The sequence below is a fragment of the Ancylobacter radicis genome (assembly GCF_018449475.1).
GTDB classification, from domain to species: domain Bacteria; phylum Pseudomonadota; class Alphaproteobacteria; order Rhizobiales; family Xanthobacteraceae; genus Ancylobacter; species Ancylobacter radicis.
Window position 1 is genome coordinate 395,539 of record NZ_JAHCQH010000015.1, and the last position, 17,567, is coordinate 413,105.

The window sequence follows — 17,567 nt, forward strand, 5'->3', positions numbered from 1 at the left end:
TAGCGATGCGGCGCGCCCTGGCGATGCCGCGGCCGCGCCCCGTCCCGTTCGCATCGCCATCGTGCTCAAGGGCTATCCACGCCTGTCCGAGACCTTCATCGCCCAGGAAATCCTGGAGCTGGAGCGGCGCGGCCTCACCTTCGACATCTGGTCGCTGCGCCGCCCGACCGACCGCTATCATCACCCGATGCATGAGGCGATCGCCGCCCGTCTGCTCTATCTACCGGAATATCTGAAGGACGATCCCGCCCGCGTCTGGAAGGGCCTTGTCCACGCCATACGCCATCTGCGCTTTCGCGAGCTGATGGGGGTCTTTCTGCGCGACCTCATCCGCGACCCGACGCCCAACCGGATGCGCCGGCTCGGCCAGGCCTGCGTGCTCGCGCGCGAAGTCGATCCCGCGATCGGCCATCTCCATGTGCATTTCCTGCACACGCCGGGCTCGGTGACGCGCTATGCCGCGCGGCTGACCGGGCGCAGCTTCTCCTTCTCCGCCCATGCCAAGGACATCTGGACCACCCCGGAATGGGAGCGCCGCGAGAAGATCGCGGACGCCGCCTGGGGCGTGACCTGCACCGCCGATGGCTGGCGCGAACTCACCCGCGTAGCCGGCAATGCAGGGGACAAGGTCGAGCTGGTCTATCACGGCCTCGATCTCGACCGCTTCCCGCCCCCGCCCCAGCGCGTGCGCACGGCGGATGGCAGCGACCCGGCGGACCCGGTGCGGCTGGTCGCGGTCGGCCGCGCCGTGGCCAAGAAGGGGTTCGACACGCTGCTCGACGCGCTGGGCCGCCTGCCGCCGACACTCCACTGGCGCCTCGTTCATATCGGCACCGGCCCGCTCATCGCCCCGCTGAAGGCGCAGGCGGAAAAGCTCGGCATTGCCGGGCGGATCGAGTGGCGCGGTAGTCAGGCACAGACGGCGGTGATCGCCGCGCTGCGCGCGGCCGATCTGTTCGTGCTGCCGAGCCAGCCGGGCGAGGATGGCGACCGCGACGGCCTGCCCAATGTCATCATGGAAGCGGCGACGCAGGCGCTACCCATCGTCTCTACGCGCTTTGCCGGCGTGCCGGAATTCGTCACCGATGGCGAGAATGGCCTGCTGGTGCCGCCGGCCGACGCCCCCGCTCTGGCGCAGGCGCTGGCGGCGCTGATCGCCGATCCCGCCCGCCGCCGCGTGCTGGGCGCAGCGGCGCTGGCGCGGCTCAAGGCCGATTTCACCTTCGAGGCCGGCATCGACCGTCTGGAGAACCGGCTGCGCCAGTCGGCGGAGGCCATGAGCCTGCCGGCCGGGCGCTGACCCGATGCGCTGCCTGTTCCTCGCGCCGCTGAAATCCCCCGACCACCCTGTCCCCTCCGGCGACCGCACCATGGCGCGGCTGTTCCTCAAACTGCTGCGCCGGCTCGGCTATGAGACGGCGCTGGCCTCGCACCTGCGCAGCTTCCACACCGATCCGGCGGCGGTCGACTGGGCGGCGCTGGAGCAGGAGGCGGCGCAAGAGGTCGAGCGCATCCTTGCCGCTACCGATCCCGCCGCGGTCGCCTGCGTCTTCACCTACCACGTCTATTACAAGGCCCCGGACCTGATCGGCCCCGCCCTCGCAGCACGGCTCGGCGTGCCCTATGTGATCGCGGAAGCCTCCCGCGCCCCGAAACGCGCCAGCGGCCCGTTCGCGCCGGGCCATGCGCGGGCCGAGGCCGCGATCAATGCGGCGGCGCTCATTCTCGCCCTCACCGGCGCCGACCGCGAGGTGCTGGACCGGCTGCGCCCGCCGCATCAGCGTGTCGCCGATCTCAAGCCCTTTCTCGATCTGGCCGACTGGCCGCAGGCCGGTGCCTCTCCCAAGCCGCGCGGCGACGGCCCCGCCCGCCTCGTCACGCTGGCCATGATGCGGCCGGGCGACAAGCTCGCCTCCTATGGCCAGCTTGCGCAGGCCCTCACCAATCTCGAAGCCGATTGGGCACTCGACATCATCGGTGACGGGCCCGCGCGCCCGGAGGTCGAGGCCGCCTTTGCGCCCCTCGGCGACCGCGTCCGCTTCCATGGCGCGATCAGTGACCGTGCCGCACTCGGCGCCCTGTTCCATGCGTCCGATCTCTTCGTCTGGCCGGGCGTCAACGAGGCGTTCGGAGCCGCCTATCTGGAAGCGCAGGCGCATGGCCTGCCCTGCCTCGCCGCTTCCTATGGCGGCATTGCCGACGCGATGATCCCCGGCGAGACCGGCCTTCTCACCCCCGCCGGCGACATCCCTGCCCTGCGCGCCGCCTTGGCAGGGCTGATCGCCGATCCGGCCCGACGCCATGCCATGGGTGCGGCCGCCGCCCGCTTCATCGCCGCCGAGCGCGATCTTCCCGCCGCCGCCACCACGCTGGCCGCCGCCTTCCGCGCCTGCGACATACCCCTGCCGCAGGACCGTGCATGACTGTGCCCATGACGACACCCCACGTGATGATCGCCGTCACCCATCTGCTCGGCGTCGGCCATCTCGCCCGCATGGCGGCGGTCGGGCGGGCACTCGCCCGCGCCGGTTGGCGGGTGACGATCGCCTCCGGCGGCCGGCCCGCCGCCACGGTGAACACGCAGGGCTGCACCCTCGTTCAGCTTCCCCCGGTGCATTGCGTCGGGACGGATTTCTCCACCCTCTATGCCGCACCCGGCGTGCTGGCCGATGCCGCCACTTTCGCCACCCGCACGGACGCCCTTCTGGCCGCCTTCGACCACGCCGCGCCGGATGTGCTGATCACCGAGCTCTATCCGCTCGGCCGCCGCTCTCTGGCGCCGGAATTCGACGCGCTGCTCGCCCATGCCCGGAGCCGTCAGCCCCGGCCGGTGGTGCTCGGCTCGGTCCGGGACGTGCTGAATCCACCCTCGCGGCCGGAGCGGGCGGAACAGGCGCTCGCCAAGCTTGGGATCTTTTATGACGGTGTGCTGTTCCACGGCGCCGCCGAGGTGGTGCCGCTGGGAGCGTCATGGCCGAGCAGCCCGGCGCTGGAGCGGCGGCTGATCGAGACCGGCTATGTGCATGATGGCGCGCGTGGCGCCGAGGCCGATAGCGGGACGGACGGGACCGACGAGATCCTCGTCTCCGGCGGCGGTTCGGCGGCCGGTCTGCCGCTCGCGCGGCTGGCGCTGCAGGCCGCAACGCTCCTGCCGGAACGGCGCTGGCGGGTGCTGGTAGGCACCGCCGTCTCGCCCGAGGCCTTCGCGGCGCTCAATCGCCTTGCTCCCGCCCATGCGACGGTGGAGCGGGCGCGGCCGGACTTTCCCGCCGTGCTCGCCCGCGCCGCGCTCTCGGTAAGCCAGGCCGGCTACAACACGGTGCTCGACCTCGCCGCGGCACAGGCCCGCGCCATCCTCGTGCCCTTCGCGGAAGGGGCCGAGAAGGAGCAGACCCTGCGCGCCGGCGAACTCGCCCAGCGCGGCCTTGCCCGCGTGCTGGCGCTGGAGACGCTGACGGCGCCGGCGCTGGCGGAGGCCGCCCGCGAACGCCTCGCCGCGCCCCGGCCGGACTGGTCCGCCATTGGCCGCGACGGGGCGGCGCGCACCGCGCAGGTGCTGACGGAGCAGCTCGCCCGGCGCCGCGCGGTGGACGCGGCATGGGGCAGGCTCGATGCCGTGCTGGCGCAGGCCCGCGCGCTGGGGCGCATGATTGACCTGTGGTGGCGTGACGACGATGCGATGGCGCCGACCCCGGCTCTGGAGAGCCTGCTTGCCCGCGCCGCCCGTTGGCAGGCCCCGCTGACTCTTGCCGTCATTCCCGCCCGCGCCCAGCCGGCGCTCGCCGCCCGGCTGTCCGAGATCGACAGGGTGGATGTGGCGGTGCACGGCTTCGCCCATGCCAACCACGCCCCCCCGACGGACAAGAAGGCCGAGTTCGGCGCCCACCGCCTCACCGAGGTGATGATTGTCGAGGCGCAGAGCGCGTGCGAGCAGTTGAAAGAGCTGTTCGGAAGCCAGTTCCTCCCGGTCTTCGTACCGCCCTGGAACCGCATCGCCCCGGACCTGCTGCCGGCACTTCCCGGCGTGGGCTATCAGGCCGTCTCGACCTTCCGGCGCCGCACCGCGCGCGAGGCCGCGCCCGGCCTCCTCGCCCTCAACACCCATTGGGACCCGATCGACTGGAAGGGCGGCGGCGGGCTCGCCGACGAAGCCGGGCTGATCGACCTGATGACGGATCTGATCGCCGGGGAACTCGCGGCCGCGCCGGGCGAACTGGAGCCGATCGGCCTGCTCACCCACCATCTCGTTCATGATGGCTGGATCGACCGCTTCCTCGACGAGATGATCGACCGGCTTCTCGCCTCCGGTGCCGCGCGCTTCGTGTCGGCCCGCGCGGTGATCGCCGCTCAGGCCGGGCGCCGGTAGAGATGATAGCGCCCCTCGCGGGCGCCGGGCGGCAGCGCCACGCCCTCGCAGCCGGCAAGCTCCAGCGGCAGGTCGGACATGACGAGCCCGCCGGCCGCCATCAGCGGCGGCAGCAGGCGTGCCGACATGGCGGCGACCTGCCGGTTGCTCTCGCGGTCGAACGAGCCGAGATCGACATTGGCCAGCACCACGCGCCCGGCAAGGCGCGGGGCGAGCGGGGGCAGCGTCTGCTCGATCTCGCCGAGCATGAGATAATCGGGAGCCGGCTGGCAGTCGGGATAGGCCTTGTTCACCCGGTCGAAGACGAAGATCTCCCGCTCCGGCAGATGCCGGCGCAGATGATCGAAGGTGCGCCCGAGACCGAGCCCCAGCTCCACCACCGGCCCCGGCCGGTCGGCAATGGCGGCGAAGGCATAGGCGAGGCAGGCGTGCTGCGCCTCCAGGCGGTACAGCGTCTTCTCAAGGCGTGACAGGTCGGACATCGGTCGGGATCAAGGCCTCAGCGATAGGGATCGGCGGCGTCGCGCAGCCCGTCGCCGAGGAAATTGAAGGCGAGGATCACCACGATCACCGGCACCACCGGCAGGATCAGCCAGGGATAGAGCACGACGATATTGATGTTCTGCGCCTCGTTCAGCATCACGCCCCAGCTTGTGATGGGCGGACGCAGGCCGAGCCCGAGGAAGGACAGCGCGGTCTCGCCGAGGATCATCGAGGGAATGGCGATGGTCGCCATGGCGATGAGATGGCTCATGAAGCCGGGCACGAGATGGCGGAACACGATGCGCGGCGTGCGCGCGCCCATCAGCTGGGCGGCGACGACATAATCATCCTCGCGCAGCGACAGCAGCTTGGAGCGCACGGCGCGGGCGAGCCCGGTCCAGTCCATCAGCCCGAGGATCACCGTGATACCGAAATAGACCAGGATCGGGCTCCAGCTCGGCGGCATTATGGAGGAGAGCGCCAGCCAGAGCGGGATATGCGGCAGCGACTGCACCACCTCGATGGCGCGCTGCACGACAAGATCGAACAGGCCGCCATAATAGCCGGCCAAGCCGCCGATCACGACGCCCAGCGAGAAGCTCACGGCAATGCCGATGAGGCCGATGGTGAGCGAGATGCGCGCGCCATAGATGAGGCGCGAGAGCATGTCGCGGCCGAGACGGTCGGTGCCGAGCAGGAACAGCGTGCCCCCCTCGCCCGGACACATCAGATGCACATTGCCCTCGATCAGCCCCCAGAACTGGTAGCTGTCGCCGCGGCAGAAGAAGCGCACGGGATAGATCCGGGCGGTGTCCTCGCTATAGGTCCGGCGCAGCGTGTTCATGTCGAGCTGGTAGTTCAGCCCATAGGTGAACGGCCCGACAAAGCTGCCCTCATGGAACAGGTGGATCGCCTGCGGTGGGCTGCGGATGAAGTCGATGTGGCGTTCCTGATAATTATAGGGTGCGAGAAACTCGCAGATCAGGATCGACGCATAGAGCACCGCCAGGAAGATGCCGGAGGCGAGCGCAAGACGGTGGCGCTTGAACTTCCACCACATCAGCGTGAGCTGGGAGGCGAGGTGCACCCGCTCCTGCTGCCGCGTCATCGGCTCCATCGCATTGGGGTCGAACGGACCCGTGGCGACATAATGCGCCAGCGGCGCGCCGGGCGGCGGCAGGGCCGGCACGTCGGGGGAAACGGGCATGCTCATTTCGTGCTGCCCCCCTGAAGCCGAATGCGCGGATCAAGAAAGGCGAGCGCGATGTCGGAGATCAGCACACCGACCACGGTGAGGCAGGACAGGAACAGCAGGAACGAGCCGGCCAGATACATGTCCTGGCTCTGCAAGGCGCGCAGCAGCAGCGGCCCGGTGGTCTGCAGCGAGAGCACGACGGCGGTGAGCTCCGAGCCCGAGACGATGCTCGGGAGAACGTCGCCAATATGCGAGACGAAGAAGTTGAGCGACATACGCAGCGGGTATTTGCGCAGCGCCTTGCCGGGCGGCAGGCCCTTGGCCTTGGCGGTCACGTAATACTGCTTCTGCAACTCGTCGAGCAGATTGGCGCGGATGGCGCGAACCATGGTCCCCGTGCCGCCGGCGCCGATGATGATCACCGGTATCCACAGATGGGCGAGGATCGACTGCGCCTTCTCCCAGCTCATCGGCTGGTTGAAATAGACCGGGTCCATCAGCCCGCCGATGGAGAGCCCGAACCAGACATTGGCGAAATACATGAAGATCAGGGCGAGCAGGAAATGCGGGATGGCGATGCCCAGCAGGCCGAGAAAGGTCAGCCCGTAATCGCCCCAGCTATATTGGTGGGTGGCCGAATAGATGCCGATCGGAAAGGCGACGATCCAGGTCATCAGGATGGTGCAGACCGACACCAGAACGGTGAGGGCGAGGCGCTCGCCCACGACATCGCGCACCGGCATTTCATACTCGAAGGAGTAGCCGAAATCGCCCTGCACGAAGCCGGTGATCCAGAGGAAATACCGTTCGATGATCGGTTTGTCGAAGCCATATTCGCGGCGCAGGAACTCGATCCGGCTGGTATCGGCCTTCTCGCCCTGGGCAGCCATTTCCGCCACATAGGTCTCGAAATAGTCGCTCGGCGGAAGCTCCATGACGGTGAAGATCAGCGCGCTGGTCACGAGCAGCGTCGGGATCATGAGGAGGATGCGACGGAGGATGTAGCGCAGCAGCATCGTCAGTCTCTCATGACATCGAGCTTGGACACACCGTCATCGAGCCAGAACGTGTCCGGCAGATAGATGCCGAAATAGGCGCCGGGCTCGAAGCTGTAGATGCCGACATCGGGCACGTTGCGCAGCTTGTCGCTGACGATCACCGGCTGCGACAGGCGATTGACGATGCCGATGGTGAAAACCTGCTCGGCATTGATCTCCAGCATGCGCGACCAGATGCTGGCCCTCTCCTCGGTCGTGACGGAGTGGCGCCAGCTCTTGGCCAGGGCGATCAGTTCCTGCGCCGCCGGCAGGTCGGGCTTCTCGCCCTCGCGGCCGGCACTGTCGACATATTGCCCCCAGAGCGGCCACTGGAACTGCATGGAATTGGCCGGCGCCAGCGCCTCCGGCGACATGTCCGGTCCGGGAAGCGCGTTGTCCATGCCGGGCCACACCGCCATCATCACATTGCCGGCGATGACGCCCCGGCGCAGCAGGTCGCGCTGCGTGCCGCGCACGAACAGCTTGATCCCGATTTTCGCCCAGTCAAAGCCGACGAGTTCGAGGATGTCGGTCTCCTCCATATTGTCGGCGGAGGTCTCGACCGTGATCTCGGCCCGCCGCCCGTCCGGCAGCAGGCGGAAGCCCTCGTCGTCGCGCTTGTCCAGCCCGGCGGCGTCGAGCAGCTGGTTGGCGAGCTTTGGATCATATTGCGACCAGGCCCGGTCGTATTTTTCCTTGTAGAGCGTGCTGGCGGGGATGACGGTGTTGGCGCCTTCATGGCCGAGCCCGAAGAAGATCACCTGATTGATGTCGTGCCGGTTGATGGCGACGGAAAGGGCGCGGCGGACATTGACGTCGCGCAGCAGCCGGCGCCAGACCTCGTCCTTCACGTTGAGATTGGGGATCAGCGCGACAAAGGCCCCCTCGCCCCGTTCCCACAGCCGCACCTTGTAATGGCCGCGCGCCTCGCTGGCCTTGAGGAAGGTGTAGTCGGCGAAGGAGATGTAGCGCGCCTGCAGATCCGAGCCGCCCGCCGCCACCTTGGCCGGAATCAGCGAGGAGGTGCCGATCGACATGGTGATCTCGTCGATATAGGGCAGTTGCCGCCCTTCCTCGTCGACCCGGTGATAGAATGGGTTGCGGCGGAACACGAAGAATTCCGCCGGCGGCCGGGTGAGCGGAATCCACGGACCGAGCAGCGGCAGCTCGGGATTTTCCGGCCGGTAGGAGCGCGCCATGCGGTCATGCAGCGCGGTCCAGTCCTTCACCCGCTCCAGCTTGATGAGCCCCGACAGCTTCAGCGGATCGGCGTATGTCTGGTCGAACAGCTTCATGTAATGGGCGGGCATGGCGATGACGAGCGGCTGGGCGCCGGCCAGCGCCGGCAGGAAGCCGGGATTGGGCGTCGACCAGCTGTAGCGGACCGTCGTTTCGTCGATCACCTCGAAGCGCGCCGGCTCGCCCAGAACCTTCATCTGCAGCGGCGGACCGCCGGGGCTGAGCCGCTCGCTATTGGCGACGTCCTCCCACCAGTAGCGGAAATCCTCGGCGGTGAAGGGATGCCCGTCCGACCAACGGTGCCCCTTGCGCAGATGCAGGGTGAAGATGCGCCCCTCCTCGACATCGACGCTTTCGAGTATGTCGGGGACGAGATTGCCCTTGGTGTCGAACACCACCAGACGGGCATAGCCGTAGATGGTGATGAAGCGGATGTCGCGCTGGTCGCCCATCAGCATGCGCAGCGTGCCGCCATAATGGCCGGGCTCGCGACCCATCGCCGGCAGGTCGATCACGCGGGGATGTTCGGGAAGCCGTTCGGCAAGCGGCGGCAGGCGCCCTTCGAGAATGGCCCGCACGAAGACCGGCGGCTCAAGCGAGAGGTCGCGCCCGCGCGCTTCGACACCCACAATGGCGGCAATCAGGAAAAGCAGCGAAAGAAGCCAGCGCGCCATCATGTCCGCCCTCACGCCGCCGTCAGGTCGCGGGCGGTGCAGCCCGCGTCGGCCAGCACGCAATGGCCGCCGCCGAGGTCGATCAGGCCGAGGCGGCCGGGCGCGGCGGGGCGGAATTCCTCCGGCCAGCTGGCCGGATCGGAGGCGCCGCCGGTCGGCACGCAGCTGGCGAAATCGAGCCGCCGGTCGAGGTCCGGCAGCGGCACGGCCTTGAGCAGGGTGCGCGTATAGGGATGCGCCGGCCGGGTGAAGATCGCCTCGCGCGGGCCGATCTCGACGAGGCGCCCGCGCGCCATCACCGCGATCCGCGCCGCCATGTAGTGCACCACGGCGAGATTGTGCGAGATGAAGAAATAGGTCAGCCCGAGCGAGGACTGAAGGTCCTTCAGCAGGTTCAGCACCTGCGCCTGCACCGACACGTCGAGCGCGGAGACCGGCTCGTCGCAGATGATGAGATCCGGGTTGAGCGCGAGCGCGCGGGCGATGCCGATGCGCTGGCGCTGCCCGCCGGAAAAGCTATGCGGGTAGCGGCTGAGGAAGCGCGGATCGAGCCCGACGCATTCCATCAGTTCCATCGCCCGGCGCTTCTGCTCAGTGTCGGACAGGCGGTTCTGGATGATCATCGGCTCGCGGATGATGTCGAGCACCGTCATGCGCGGCGAGAGCGAGGACACCGGGTCCTGGAAGATCATCTGCATGCGCGGGCGGAAGGCGCGCAGCTGCGCCTCGCCCAGCGCCAGCACATCGACCGGACCCGTGCCGTCATTGAACACGACCGAGCCGGCATCGGCGCTGCGCGAGCGCATCAGCATGTGACCGACCGTGGTCTTGCCGGAGCCGCTCTCGCCCACCAGCCCGAGGCACTGGCCTCGCGCCACGTCGAAGCTTACATCCTCCACCGCGACGACGCGGTTATTCTTCGCGCCATAGCTCTTGCGCAGGTTCCGCACGCTGAGCAGCGGCGGCGTGTTGGCGGTGATCTCGCGCCGGGCAAGGCTCTGGGGCAGCACCGGCGCCACCTCGCGCAGCGCGACCAGCCGCTCGCCCGGCTTCATGTCGAAATCGGGCGAGGCCTTCAGCAGGGCCTTGAGATAGGGATGCTGCGGGCGGCGGAACACGTCGTCCACCGTGCCGGCCTCCATCACCTGCCCGCGATAGACCACCACCACCTCGTCGGCCATGTTGGCGACCACGCCGAGATCATGGGTGATGAGCAGGATCGCCATGCCCATCTCGGCCTGAAGCTGCTTCATCAGCTTCAGCACCTGCGCCTGAATGGTCACGTCGAGCGCGGTGGTCGGCTCGTCGGCGATCAGCAGCGCCGGCTGGCAGATCAGCGCCATGGCCAGCATGGCGCGCTGGCGCAGCCCGCCGGACAGCTCGAACGGGTACTGGTCATAGGAGCGGTGCGGATCACGGAAGCCGACAAGGCCGAGCATGTGCTCGGTCACCCGCCGGGCCTCCCGCCGTGGCTTGCGCTGGTGAAGCTGAAGCGCCTCCTCGATCTGGTTGCCGATCGTGTGCACCGGCGAGAGCGAGGACATGGGCTCCTGGAAGATCATGCCGATCCGCCCGCCGCGCAGCTTGCGGATGGCGCGCCCGTCGCGCGGCAGGGTGGCGATGTCGACGCCCGCGCCCGCCTTGGCGGGATCGGCGAACAGGATGCGGCCGGCCTCGATCACGCCGTTGCGCGGCAGCAGGCCCATCACCGCCTGCGAGATGACGGTCTTGCCCGATCCGCTCTCGCCGACCAGCGCGACCGTCTTGCCGGCCGGCACACGCAGCGAGATGCCCTTGACGACCTCGGTGAGCTGGCCATGGGTGGCGAAGGAGAGGTGAAGATCCTCGATGCGCAGGACATCTGTGCGCAGAACGTCCGTGCGCAGCCCGTCCGTGCCCGGCGGCCTTGTTTCCGGCCGGATCGCCCGCCCCACGTCCTGCATCGTTTCCCGCACTCCCCCTGCCCTCGCGCCGCGCGTCAGGAGTGCGCGGGATTGAGCATGCCCAGCCTTAGCTTGCCTGCCATGATCGCGTCGAGCGTGGTCACGTCCGGTATCGCATAGGCGGAGACACTCATGCCGTTCGAATCCAGCGTCATCTCGCGCTTCGTCAGATGCGAAAAATCAAAGCCGGAAGCCTCCGCCGTCTCCGTCGACACCACATAGTCGGCCACGAACTCCTTCGACGCCGCCTCAAGCGCGACCGCCACCGCCACCGTATTGCCGATCGCTCGGATCAGATTGTCAGAGACCCCGTCGCCGACACGGGCCAGCACGATGGAGCCGGTATGGATGCCGATACCGGCGCGGACCGGGATCGGCAGCGCCCCGCGCATCTCCGAATTCAGCAGTTCCAGCACGCGGGTCATGTCCCGTGCCGCCCGCAGCGCGGCGCGGGCGCCGCCGGCCCGCTTGTCGGAGGCGTCGAACACCGCCATCAGCCCGTCGCCATACATCTGGTCAATGCGCCCGCCATGGCTCTCCACCGCCTGGGTCATCTCGGAGGAGAAGCGATTGACCAGCACGGCGATCTCATAGGGAAGCCGGTTATGGGTGAGCGTGCTGAAGGCCCGCAGGTCCAGCACCAGAACGGTGGCGTCGCGCTCGATGGCCCATTCCCGCGCCTCCGCGTCCTGATCGCCGCCCAATTGCCGGCCGAGCACCGGCATCAGCACGCGCACCGACAGATCGTGCTCGGGGCGGATCTGGCAGGCGAGCCGCACGCTGCCCGGCGCGCCGATGCTGGCCAGCACCGCGCGTTCGGCACCGAAGGGCTGGGGCAGGGTCTCGGCGCCGGAGAGGATCTGCACCCGGCAGGTCGAGCAGCGCCCGCGCCCGCGGCAGGTGGACGGGTGCGGTATGTGATACATGCGGCTCGCCTCCAGCAGCGAGGTGCCGCACGGCACCTCCACCGGGCCATAGCCGCGATAGGTGACGGTCACGGTGTGGACCACCCGCCGGCGAATGTAGAAGACGCCGATCAGGCCGACAAAGCCGAGCGCGAAACCGGCCACGCCGCTGTAGACCAGCGTGCTCGCGCGATCGAGGCCGGCGATCTGTTCCGGCGTGCGCGCGGCCGGCGCCGGGCGGTGTATCGCCTCGCGGCCGCCGGCGACGAAGCCCGCCAGGGCAAGGACCGGGATCAGCACCGCCAGCACCAGCCCGCCGACCCGCACATTGCGGTACCAGTGCATGTAGCGCAGCGCGTGGTGCATCCCGATGACGCCATGGCTCCAGGAGACGACCAGCAGCATCGACTGCGAGAACAGCGCGGCGGGAAACAGGTTGTACAGAATGGCGTGATAGCTGATGTCCGCGTCGAACCAGGAACTGGCGACCCGCGTGTTCAGCACATGGCCGGCGACCAGAAGCGGGATCGCCAGGCCGGAGACGATCTGCCACGCCTCATCCTTCGGCATCCGCCAGGTCCGGCGCAGCGCGATGCGGTAGGAGGCGAGCACCATATGGGTGAGCGCGGCACCATAGAGCAGCACAGTGCCCGGCCAGGACTGCCAGAGCAGCCAGCGCCAGTGCTGCGCATATTCCATCGCGCCCACGCCGAAGATGCCGACGGCATGGTTGAGCAGATGCGTCAGCACGAAGGCGAACAGGATGATCCCCGACCACAGCCGTGCCATGCACGCCCAGGGCAGATCGCGGAGATCGCCGCGTGCCTCGACGGCCGTGTGGCGTGAAGGGCTGGTCGAGGTCAGCGACATGGTGCGCCGTCAGTGAACGGGCGTATTGGAAGAGGGGGCCGGCGCGGCGATCTTGCGGCCCGCATCGACCGCGGGCGTGCCGGTCGGCAGACGCTGCACGAGCTGGGCGCAGATATTGTTCAGATCCATGATCTGCCGGCCAAGCTCGCTCATCACCGCATGGTTGAACGGCGCGGATTCCCGCAGGAGCTGCAGGAACGGCTCGCGGTCGATCCGCAGCGCGGTGATGGTGGTCTCGGCGGTGATGGTGGCCATCCGGTTCTGGTCGCACAGCACGCCGGCTTCGCCCAGCAGCGCGCCGCGCACATGCTCGGCGAAGTCGATCACGCCGTTCACCGTGTTGAGCGAGACCTTGAACTGGCCCTCCAGCACCACATAGACGGCATCGGAGGTATCGCCTTGCGCATAGATGACCTCGCCGGGGTGGAACACCACGCGGTCGGCGATCATCGCCAGCAGCTTGAGCTTGGAGCTCTCAACCTTATGAAACATCCGGAACTTCTGGAGCGACCGGACTTCATCTTCGATGGTCATTTCACGGCCTCCTGAGGTGACGGCGCCGGGACGGGCGTCTCCACGCTCTGTTCGGGCGCCGTCGCCTCGGCGGCGCCCCTGCGCTCGATTCCGGTGAGTTTCGCCCCTTCGAACGTCATCACCAGATCGAACGCACTTAGATCATCATCGTTCGACTGCGCGGCAATGACGGTTTTCCCGGACATCGCCTCGAAAATATTACTCATGATCATATGCGCCTCTGCCGCTCCGAAGCTAGAGAGGGCGCCATCGAGAATGAGAATGTCCGGCCGGCGCAGCATGGCGCGCCCCAGCTGGACGGTGACGCGCTGCTGCGGCGAGAGCAGCCGGCCGCCGGGCCCGGCCTCCTGGTCGAGGCCGCGCGAGACCACGAAGGCCTCCAGATCGAGTTCGCCCAGCATCTCCGCCGCCGCGACGACGATCTTGTCGCGCATATGCGCCTTGCCGTAGCGCACGCGGCCGAACAGCAGGTTGTCGCGGATCGAGGCGGCGGGCATCAGCCGGCCGGGATCGTAGAACTCGATCTCCCCCGCATCCGCCGCCGGCAGGAATTCGCGGAAGCTGGCCCGCGCCCGCAGCACGCGCGCGACCAGCTGGTCGTCGATCAGATTGAGCCGGTGCTGCGGCTCGACATACATCAGCGCGTAGCCGACCAGCTTGTCGCGCAGCTCCGCCGAGAACTGGCGCCGCTGGCCGCGCTGCCAGGCGACCTGCACCTGCGGCCACAGATCGCCCAGCTCCGCCTCGTCGATGAAGGAATAGCGTTCGCGCAGCGGGTTGTCGGCGGCGAGGCCCTGAAAGGCTTCCGCCACCGTCTCCACCATCTTCAGGCCGATGCCGGTGAGCGGGCCGACCAGCGCCTCGGCGGCGATGATCGAGCGCACGAACGGGTCATTGGCGAGGTTTTCCGGCGCGAAACGCTTGCCGATCGAGACTCCGAACAGCAGATTCTCGCCGATCGAGGCGCTGGTGTTGAACTGGTTCGGGGTGAAGGTCTCGACATAGCTGCCCATGCCGCGCTCGTTGAAGCGGGCATGGATCGCCGTGCGGGCTTGCAGCATCCGGGTCGCCACGCCCTCGTCGAGTTCGTCGCCCAGACGGCTGCTCATGCCCACCCGGAAGATGTCCTCATAGCCCCGCACGACGCGCAGCGCCTCAATGATCGCGCCGTTGAGCGCCTGCGGCCCCTCGATGCCGAAGCCGCGATAATCGATCCAGTCGGCATCCGGGGAGACGGTGGGATTGTCCGTCATCCGCGCCTCGTCGCGCCAGTAGCGGGCCCAGACGTCCTTCGGCTCCTCCTCGGGCGGCGCCGCCCGGCGCAGCGCCAGGCAGAGATTGTCGCGGATCGTGCCGGACATGATGTAGGGCTCGCCGGAGACATAGAGCATCACCGCGCTCGCCTGCGCGTCGGTCATCGTGCCGATCTCGTGGCTGCCGATGGTGACGCTGCCCTGATAATCGGTGATCTGGCGGCCGAGCACCTTGGGCAGCACGTCGCGCGCGCTCCCGGTCGAGCCGACCAGCGCCACCCGCGCCGGGCGGGCGATGGCGGCGGACATGCGGTCGACCTGTACCATGCCGCGCCCGTTCACCACGCGCAGCCCGACCAGGGTGATCGGTGTCTCCGAAGGGATCGGCGCCGGCGGCTCGGCCGGCTCCTCCGGCATCATGAATTCCTTGGAGAAGGCACCGACCACCTGCTCGTATTTCACCGTCACGTCGGCCCGCTGCTGGTCCCAGTCGATCAGTTCCTTGATCGGGGTCGGCAGGTCGCGATAGGCGGCGATCACGGCCACCAGCTGGCCGATGTCGAGCCGGCCCTGCAAGGCGAGATAGCCGCCCAGCGTGTAGAAGACGAAGGGGGTGAGCTGGGCCAGCAGGTTGTTGAGATATTTGACCGCGAATTTGCGCCGGTAGAGCCGCAGCCGGATGTCGAACAGCGTGCCGAGCCGCTTGCCGATCTCCGAGGCGGTAAAGCCGGTGACGCCGAACACATGCAGCGCCGGAACCGCCTCCATCATCTCGCCGATGCGCCCGGCCAGCACGCGCGATTCGATCTGCCGCATCCGCCCGAGCCGGATCTGCTCGCGGCGCAGATGCGGGATGACGATGCCCTGCACCAGGATCAGCGCCAGCGCCAGCGTTCCCAGCCACAGATTCTGCACCAGGATGAAGGCCATGGCGGTCAGCGCCTGGGTGCCGAGGAAGGCCGGGGTGATGAAGGCCTCGCCGAAGAAGCCGCCGATCGGCTCCACCTCGTCCTTGATCATCGAGGTGACTTCGGCCGATTTGGTGGTGCGCACATCCTCCGGGCGAAAGCGCATGGCGAGCGCGAACAGCTCGAAGCGCAGGCGCCGCAGCATCCGCTCGCCGAGCACGCCCTTGCGGATGTTGATGACGTATTTGAACCAGCCATTGATCAGCGTGAGCACGAGGAAAACCATGCTCAGCGCGAACAGATAGGGCACCTGGGCTAGCATCAGCCCATCGGTGACATGCCAGCTCCAGCCGCCGAGGAAATCGGGCAGGGACAAAGTGATGTCGAACAGGCGGGCAGTGGTCTCGCCATGGGCGAAGACATCGCCCTGGATCGCCTCGTTGACGATGCGCTTGGGCACATCGAGCGACCACCAGTAAAACGGCAGCGAAAACAGCACGAAACACAGCACGATGAGCTGCTCGCGCCGGCTGTGCCGCCAGACATACCGAAAGAAGTTAGCGGCCAAGGCCTTTACGCCCTTCGTGTGGAAAGCCTAAGATTTTGACCGTCATAAATAGGTGCGCCGCCTCTCACGCGCATCGGCGATCACAGAATGATGACAGGCTAGCATGAAGTCCCTGCGCACGCTCGGCTTTCCATTGGTTCGAACCGCGGCCGGCACGGCCCTGCTGGTCCTGGCATCTTTTTCCTCTCCCGGCCATGCCAGCGATGCGGACGGGCAGAACCTCGTGCTGGAGGACGGCTTCGAGGGGACCGACTTCGCCCCCGGCGGCGGCCTCTATTACAAGAACAATCACGAGCAGGGCGCCGGCAGCCACGCCTTCCAAAGCGACGTCGTGCGTTCCGGCAAGGGCGCGCTCGATCTGTCGGTGCGCCCGCAATGCCCGGCCGACAACGAGCTGTGCAGCGAGCGGGCCGAGGTGTGGGAGAAGCCCGACATCCTCGTGCGCTATGGCGACCCGGTCTGGTACGCCTTCTCCATGAAGATGGCCGAGCCGATCCCGGCCGAGCGCCACCGCTATGTGATGGCGCAGTGGAAGCGCGAGATCGACCCCGGCGCGATGGGCGATTACAGCCCGCTGCTGGCGCTGCGCCTCATGGAAGGCAAGCTCGCCGTCACCATCGACACCGACACCGGCGCCTTTGCCGAGACCGGCACGGGAGAGCGCGCCACCGGCTGCCGGCCGGGCGAGGCCGCCGCCGCCCTGCCGGACGAGTACAACCAGTTCCGCGCGCTGGTCGCCGTCGAGCCGGGTGGGCGCGATGCGGCGGACGCCGGCTTTCCCGGCTGCACGCCCGACCTCATCGTGACGCCGCGCGGCGGCACCCTGCCCGCGCTCTCATCCGGCTGGGTGGATTTCGTCTTTCTGGTGAAGCCCGGCCCCACGGGCGACGGGCGGATCGAGATCATCACCAACGGGCAGTGGATCGCCACAGTCGAGGGCAAGATCGGCCATGAAGGGCCGGGCCTCGGCGACCATCTCTATTTCAAGTTCGGCCCCTACCGCGCCGGGCGGGACAATATCTGGCGGCTCTATTACGACGATTTCCGCCGCGGCCCGGCCTGCACCGATGTGGCTCCGGCCGAGACCTGCGCCAAGGTGACGACGAGCACCGCGCTTATTCCTTGAAAGGACTGCGCTGTGTTTCCCACCGGGCAGCCTATTTGGTACTGTCCGACGATGTTTTTGTGAAATTGCGTATCCTTCCTAGGAGGGCCTGCACCTCAGAATAAGACATCAAAGAAATACTCCAATTAAAGTCCACAAGAACATCTTCTTCGACAAGAATTTTGTGACTCTTTCCGTCAAGCGCCCCGTATACTGTATTTGGACAATAATCCTGCTCGTCATCATACTCAATACGATAATTTGGGGCTTTCCCTTCACCCATCACACCGATACGAACTATTGATGAGCCATGAAGTCGCTTGCACTCGTGCATATGATGAAAAATTCCGACAATATAATTCTCGGGTTTATTCAGAGTACCTAACACCGTTTCCAACGTCGCATCTTTAGATATTTTAAATTTGGACATTCGAACCTCAACAATTGAAATTTAAAATCATTCCCAAATTATACCATCGACAATGAA

Annotated in this window: 13 protein-coding genes; 4 read left to right on the forward strand and 9 right to left on the reverse strand. The window is 67.3% G+C overall.

Features of this window, described 5'->3' with window-relative positions; genetic code table 11:
• The first annotated feature begins 52 nt into the window (after positions 1-52).
• From KIP89_RS07875 to KIP89_RS07885, 3 genes are read left to right on the forward strand one after another with little or no spacing between them, the layout of a single operon-like run.
• Positions 53-1,300: a glycosyltransferase gene (locus KIP89_RS07875; protein WP_213755436.1), complete on the forward strand. Its 1,248-nt coding sequence runs from the start codon at positions 53-55 to the stop codon at positions 1,298-1,300.
• Between the two features lie 4 nt (positions 1,301-1,304).
• The gene (locus tag KIP89_RS07880; RefSeq protein ID WP_213754842.1) at positions 1,305-2,423 is read left to right on the forward strand and encodes a glycosyltransferase family 4 protein; all 1,119 of its coding nucleotides are present in this window, start codon (positions 1,305-1,307) and stop codon (positions 2,421-2,423) included.
• Positions 2,424-2,431: 8 nt separating this feature from the next.
• The gene (locus KIP89_RS07885; RefSeq protein WP_213754843.1) at positions 2,432-4,366 is read left to right on the forward strand and encodes a glycosyltransferase; all 1,935 of its coding nucleotides are present in this window, start codon (positions 2,432-2,434) and stop codon (positions 4,364-4,366) included.
• On the opposite strand, the gene KIP89_RS07890 is transcribed toward KIP89_RS07885, so the two are convergent.
• The 8 genes from KIP89_RS07890 to KIP89_RS07925 are packed head-to-tail and all read right to left on the reverse strand — an operon-like array spanning position 4,348 to position 15,975.
• Positions 4,348-4,848, reverse strand: a complete 501-nt coding sequence (locus KIP89_RS07890; RefSeq protein WP_213754844.1) for a class I SAM-dependent methyltransferase — start codon at positions 4,846-4,848, stop codon at positions 4,348-4,350. The genes KIP89_RS07885 and KIP89_RS07890 overlap by 19 nt on opposite strands.
• Before the next feature lie 17 nt (positions 4,849-4,865).
• Positions 4,866-6,038 carry an ABC transporter permease gene (locus tag KIP89_RS07895; RefSeq protein ID WP_213755437.1) on the reverse strand — a complete coding sequence of 391 codons (1,173 nt, stop codon included), beginning with the start codon at positions 6,036-6,038 and terminating at the stop codon, positions 4,866-4,868.
• 20 nt (positions 6,039-6,058) lie between these two features.
• Positions 6,059-7,057 (reverse strand): ABC transporter permease, encoded by a 999-nt coding sequence (locus KIP89_RS07900; protein WP_213755438.1) that lies wholly within the window; start codon positions 7,055-7,057, stop codon positions 6,059-6,061.
• A 5-nt stretch (positions 7,058-7,062) separates the two neighbouring features.
• Positions 7,063-8,997 carry an ABC transporter substrate-binding protein gene (locus KIP89_RS07905; RefSeq protein WP_250152275.1) on the reverse strand — a complete coding sequence of 645 codons (1,935 nt, stop codon included), beginning with the start codon at positions 8,995-8,997 and terminating at the stop codon, positions 7,063-7,065.
• A gap of 8 nt (positions 8,998-9,005) precedes the next feature.
• Entirely contained in the window at positions 9,006-10,937 is a 1,932-nt protein-coding gene (locus tag KIP89_RS07910; protein ID WP_213754845.1) for an ABC transporter ATP-binding protein, read from the reverse strand.
• Between the two features lie 35 nt (positions 10,938-10,972).
• Positions 10,973-12,712: a 2Fe-2S iron-sulfur cluster-binding protein gene (locus KIP89_RS07915; protein ID WP_213754846.1), complete on the reverse strand. Its 1,740-nt coding sequence runs from the start codon at positions 12,710-12,712 to the stop codon at positions 10,973-10,975.
• Between the two features lie 9 nt (positions 12,713-12,721).
• The gene (locus KIP89_RS07920) at positions 12,722-13,204 is read right to left on the reverse strand and encodes a cyclic nucleotide-binding domain-containing protein (protein WP_213754847.1); all 483 of its coding nucleotides are present in this window, start codon (positions 13,202-13,204) and stop codon (positions 12,722-12,724) included.
• A gap of 38 nt (positions 13,205-13,242) precedes the next feature.
• Positions 13,243-15,975, reverse strand: coding sequence for an ABC transporter transmembrane domain-containing protein (locus tag KIP89_RS07925; RefSeq protein ID WP_213754848.1), 2,733 nt, complete (start codon positions 15,973-15,975; stop codon positions 13,243-13,245).
• Between the two features lie 103 nt (positions 15,976-16,078).
• Between KIP89_RS07925 and KIP89_RS07930 the strand changes: the two genes are divergently transcribed.
• Positions 16,079-17,101 (forward strand): polysaccharide lyase family 20 protein, encoded by a 1,023-nt coding sequence (locus KIP89_RS07930; protein ID WP_213754849.1) that lies wholly within the window; start codon positions 16,079-16,081, stop codon positions 17,099-17,101.
• A 31-nt stretch (positions 17,102-17,132) separates the two neighbouring features.
• Here KIP89_RS07930 and KIP89_RS07935 read toward each other — a convergent pair whose 3' ends face one another.
• A complete protein-coding gene (locus tag KIP89_RS07935; RefSeq protein WP_213754850.1) occupies positions 17,133-17,510 on the reverse strand; it encodes a hypothetical protein in 378 nt (125 codons plus the stop codon).
• Positions 17,511-17,567: the final 57 nt, after the last annotated feature.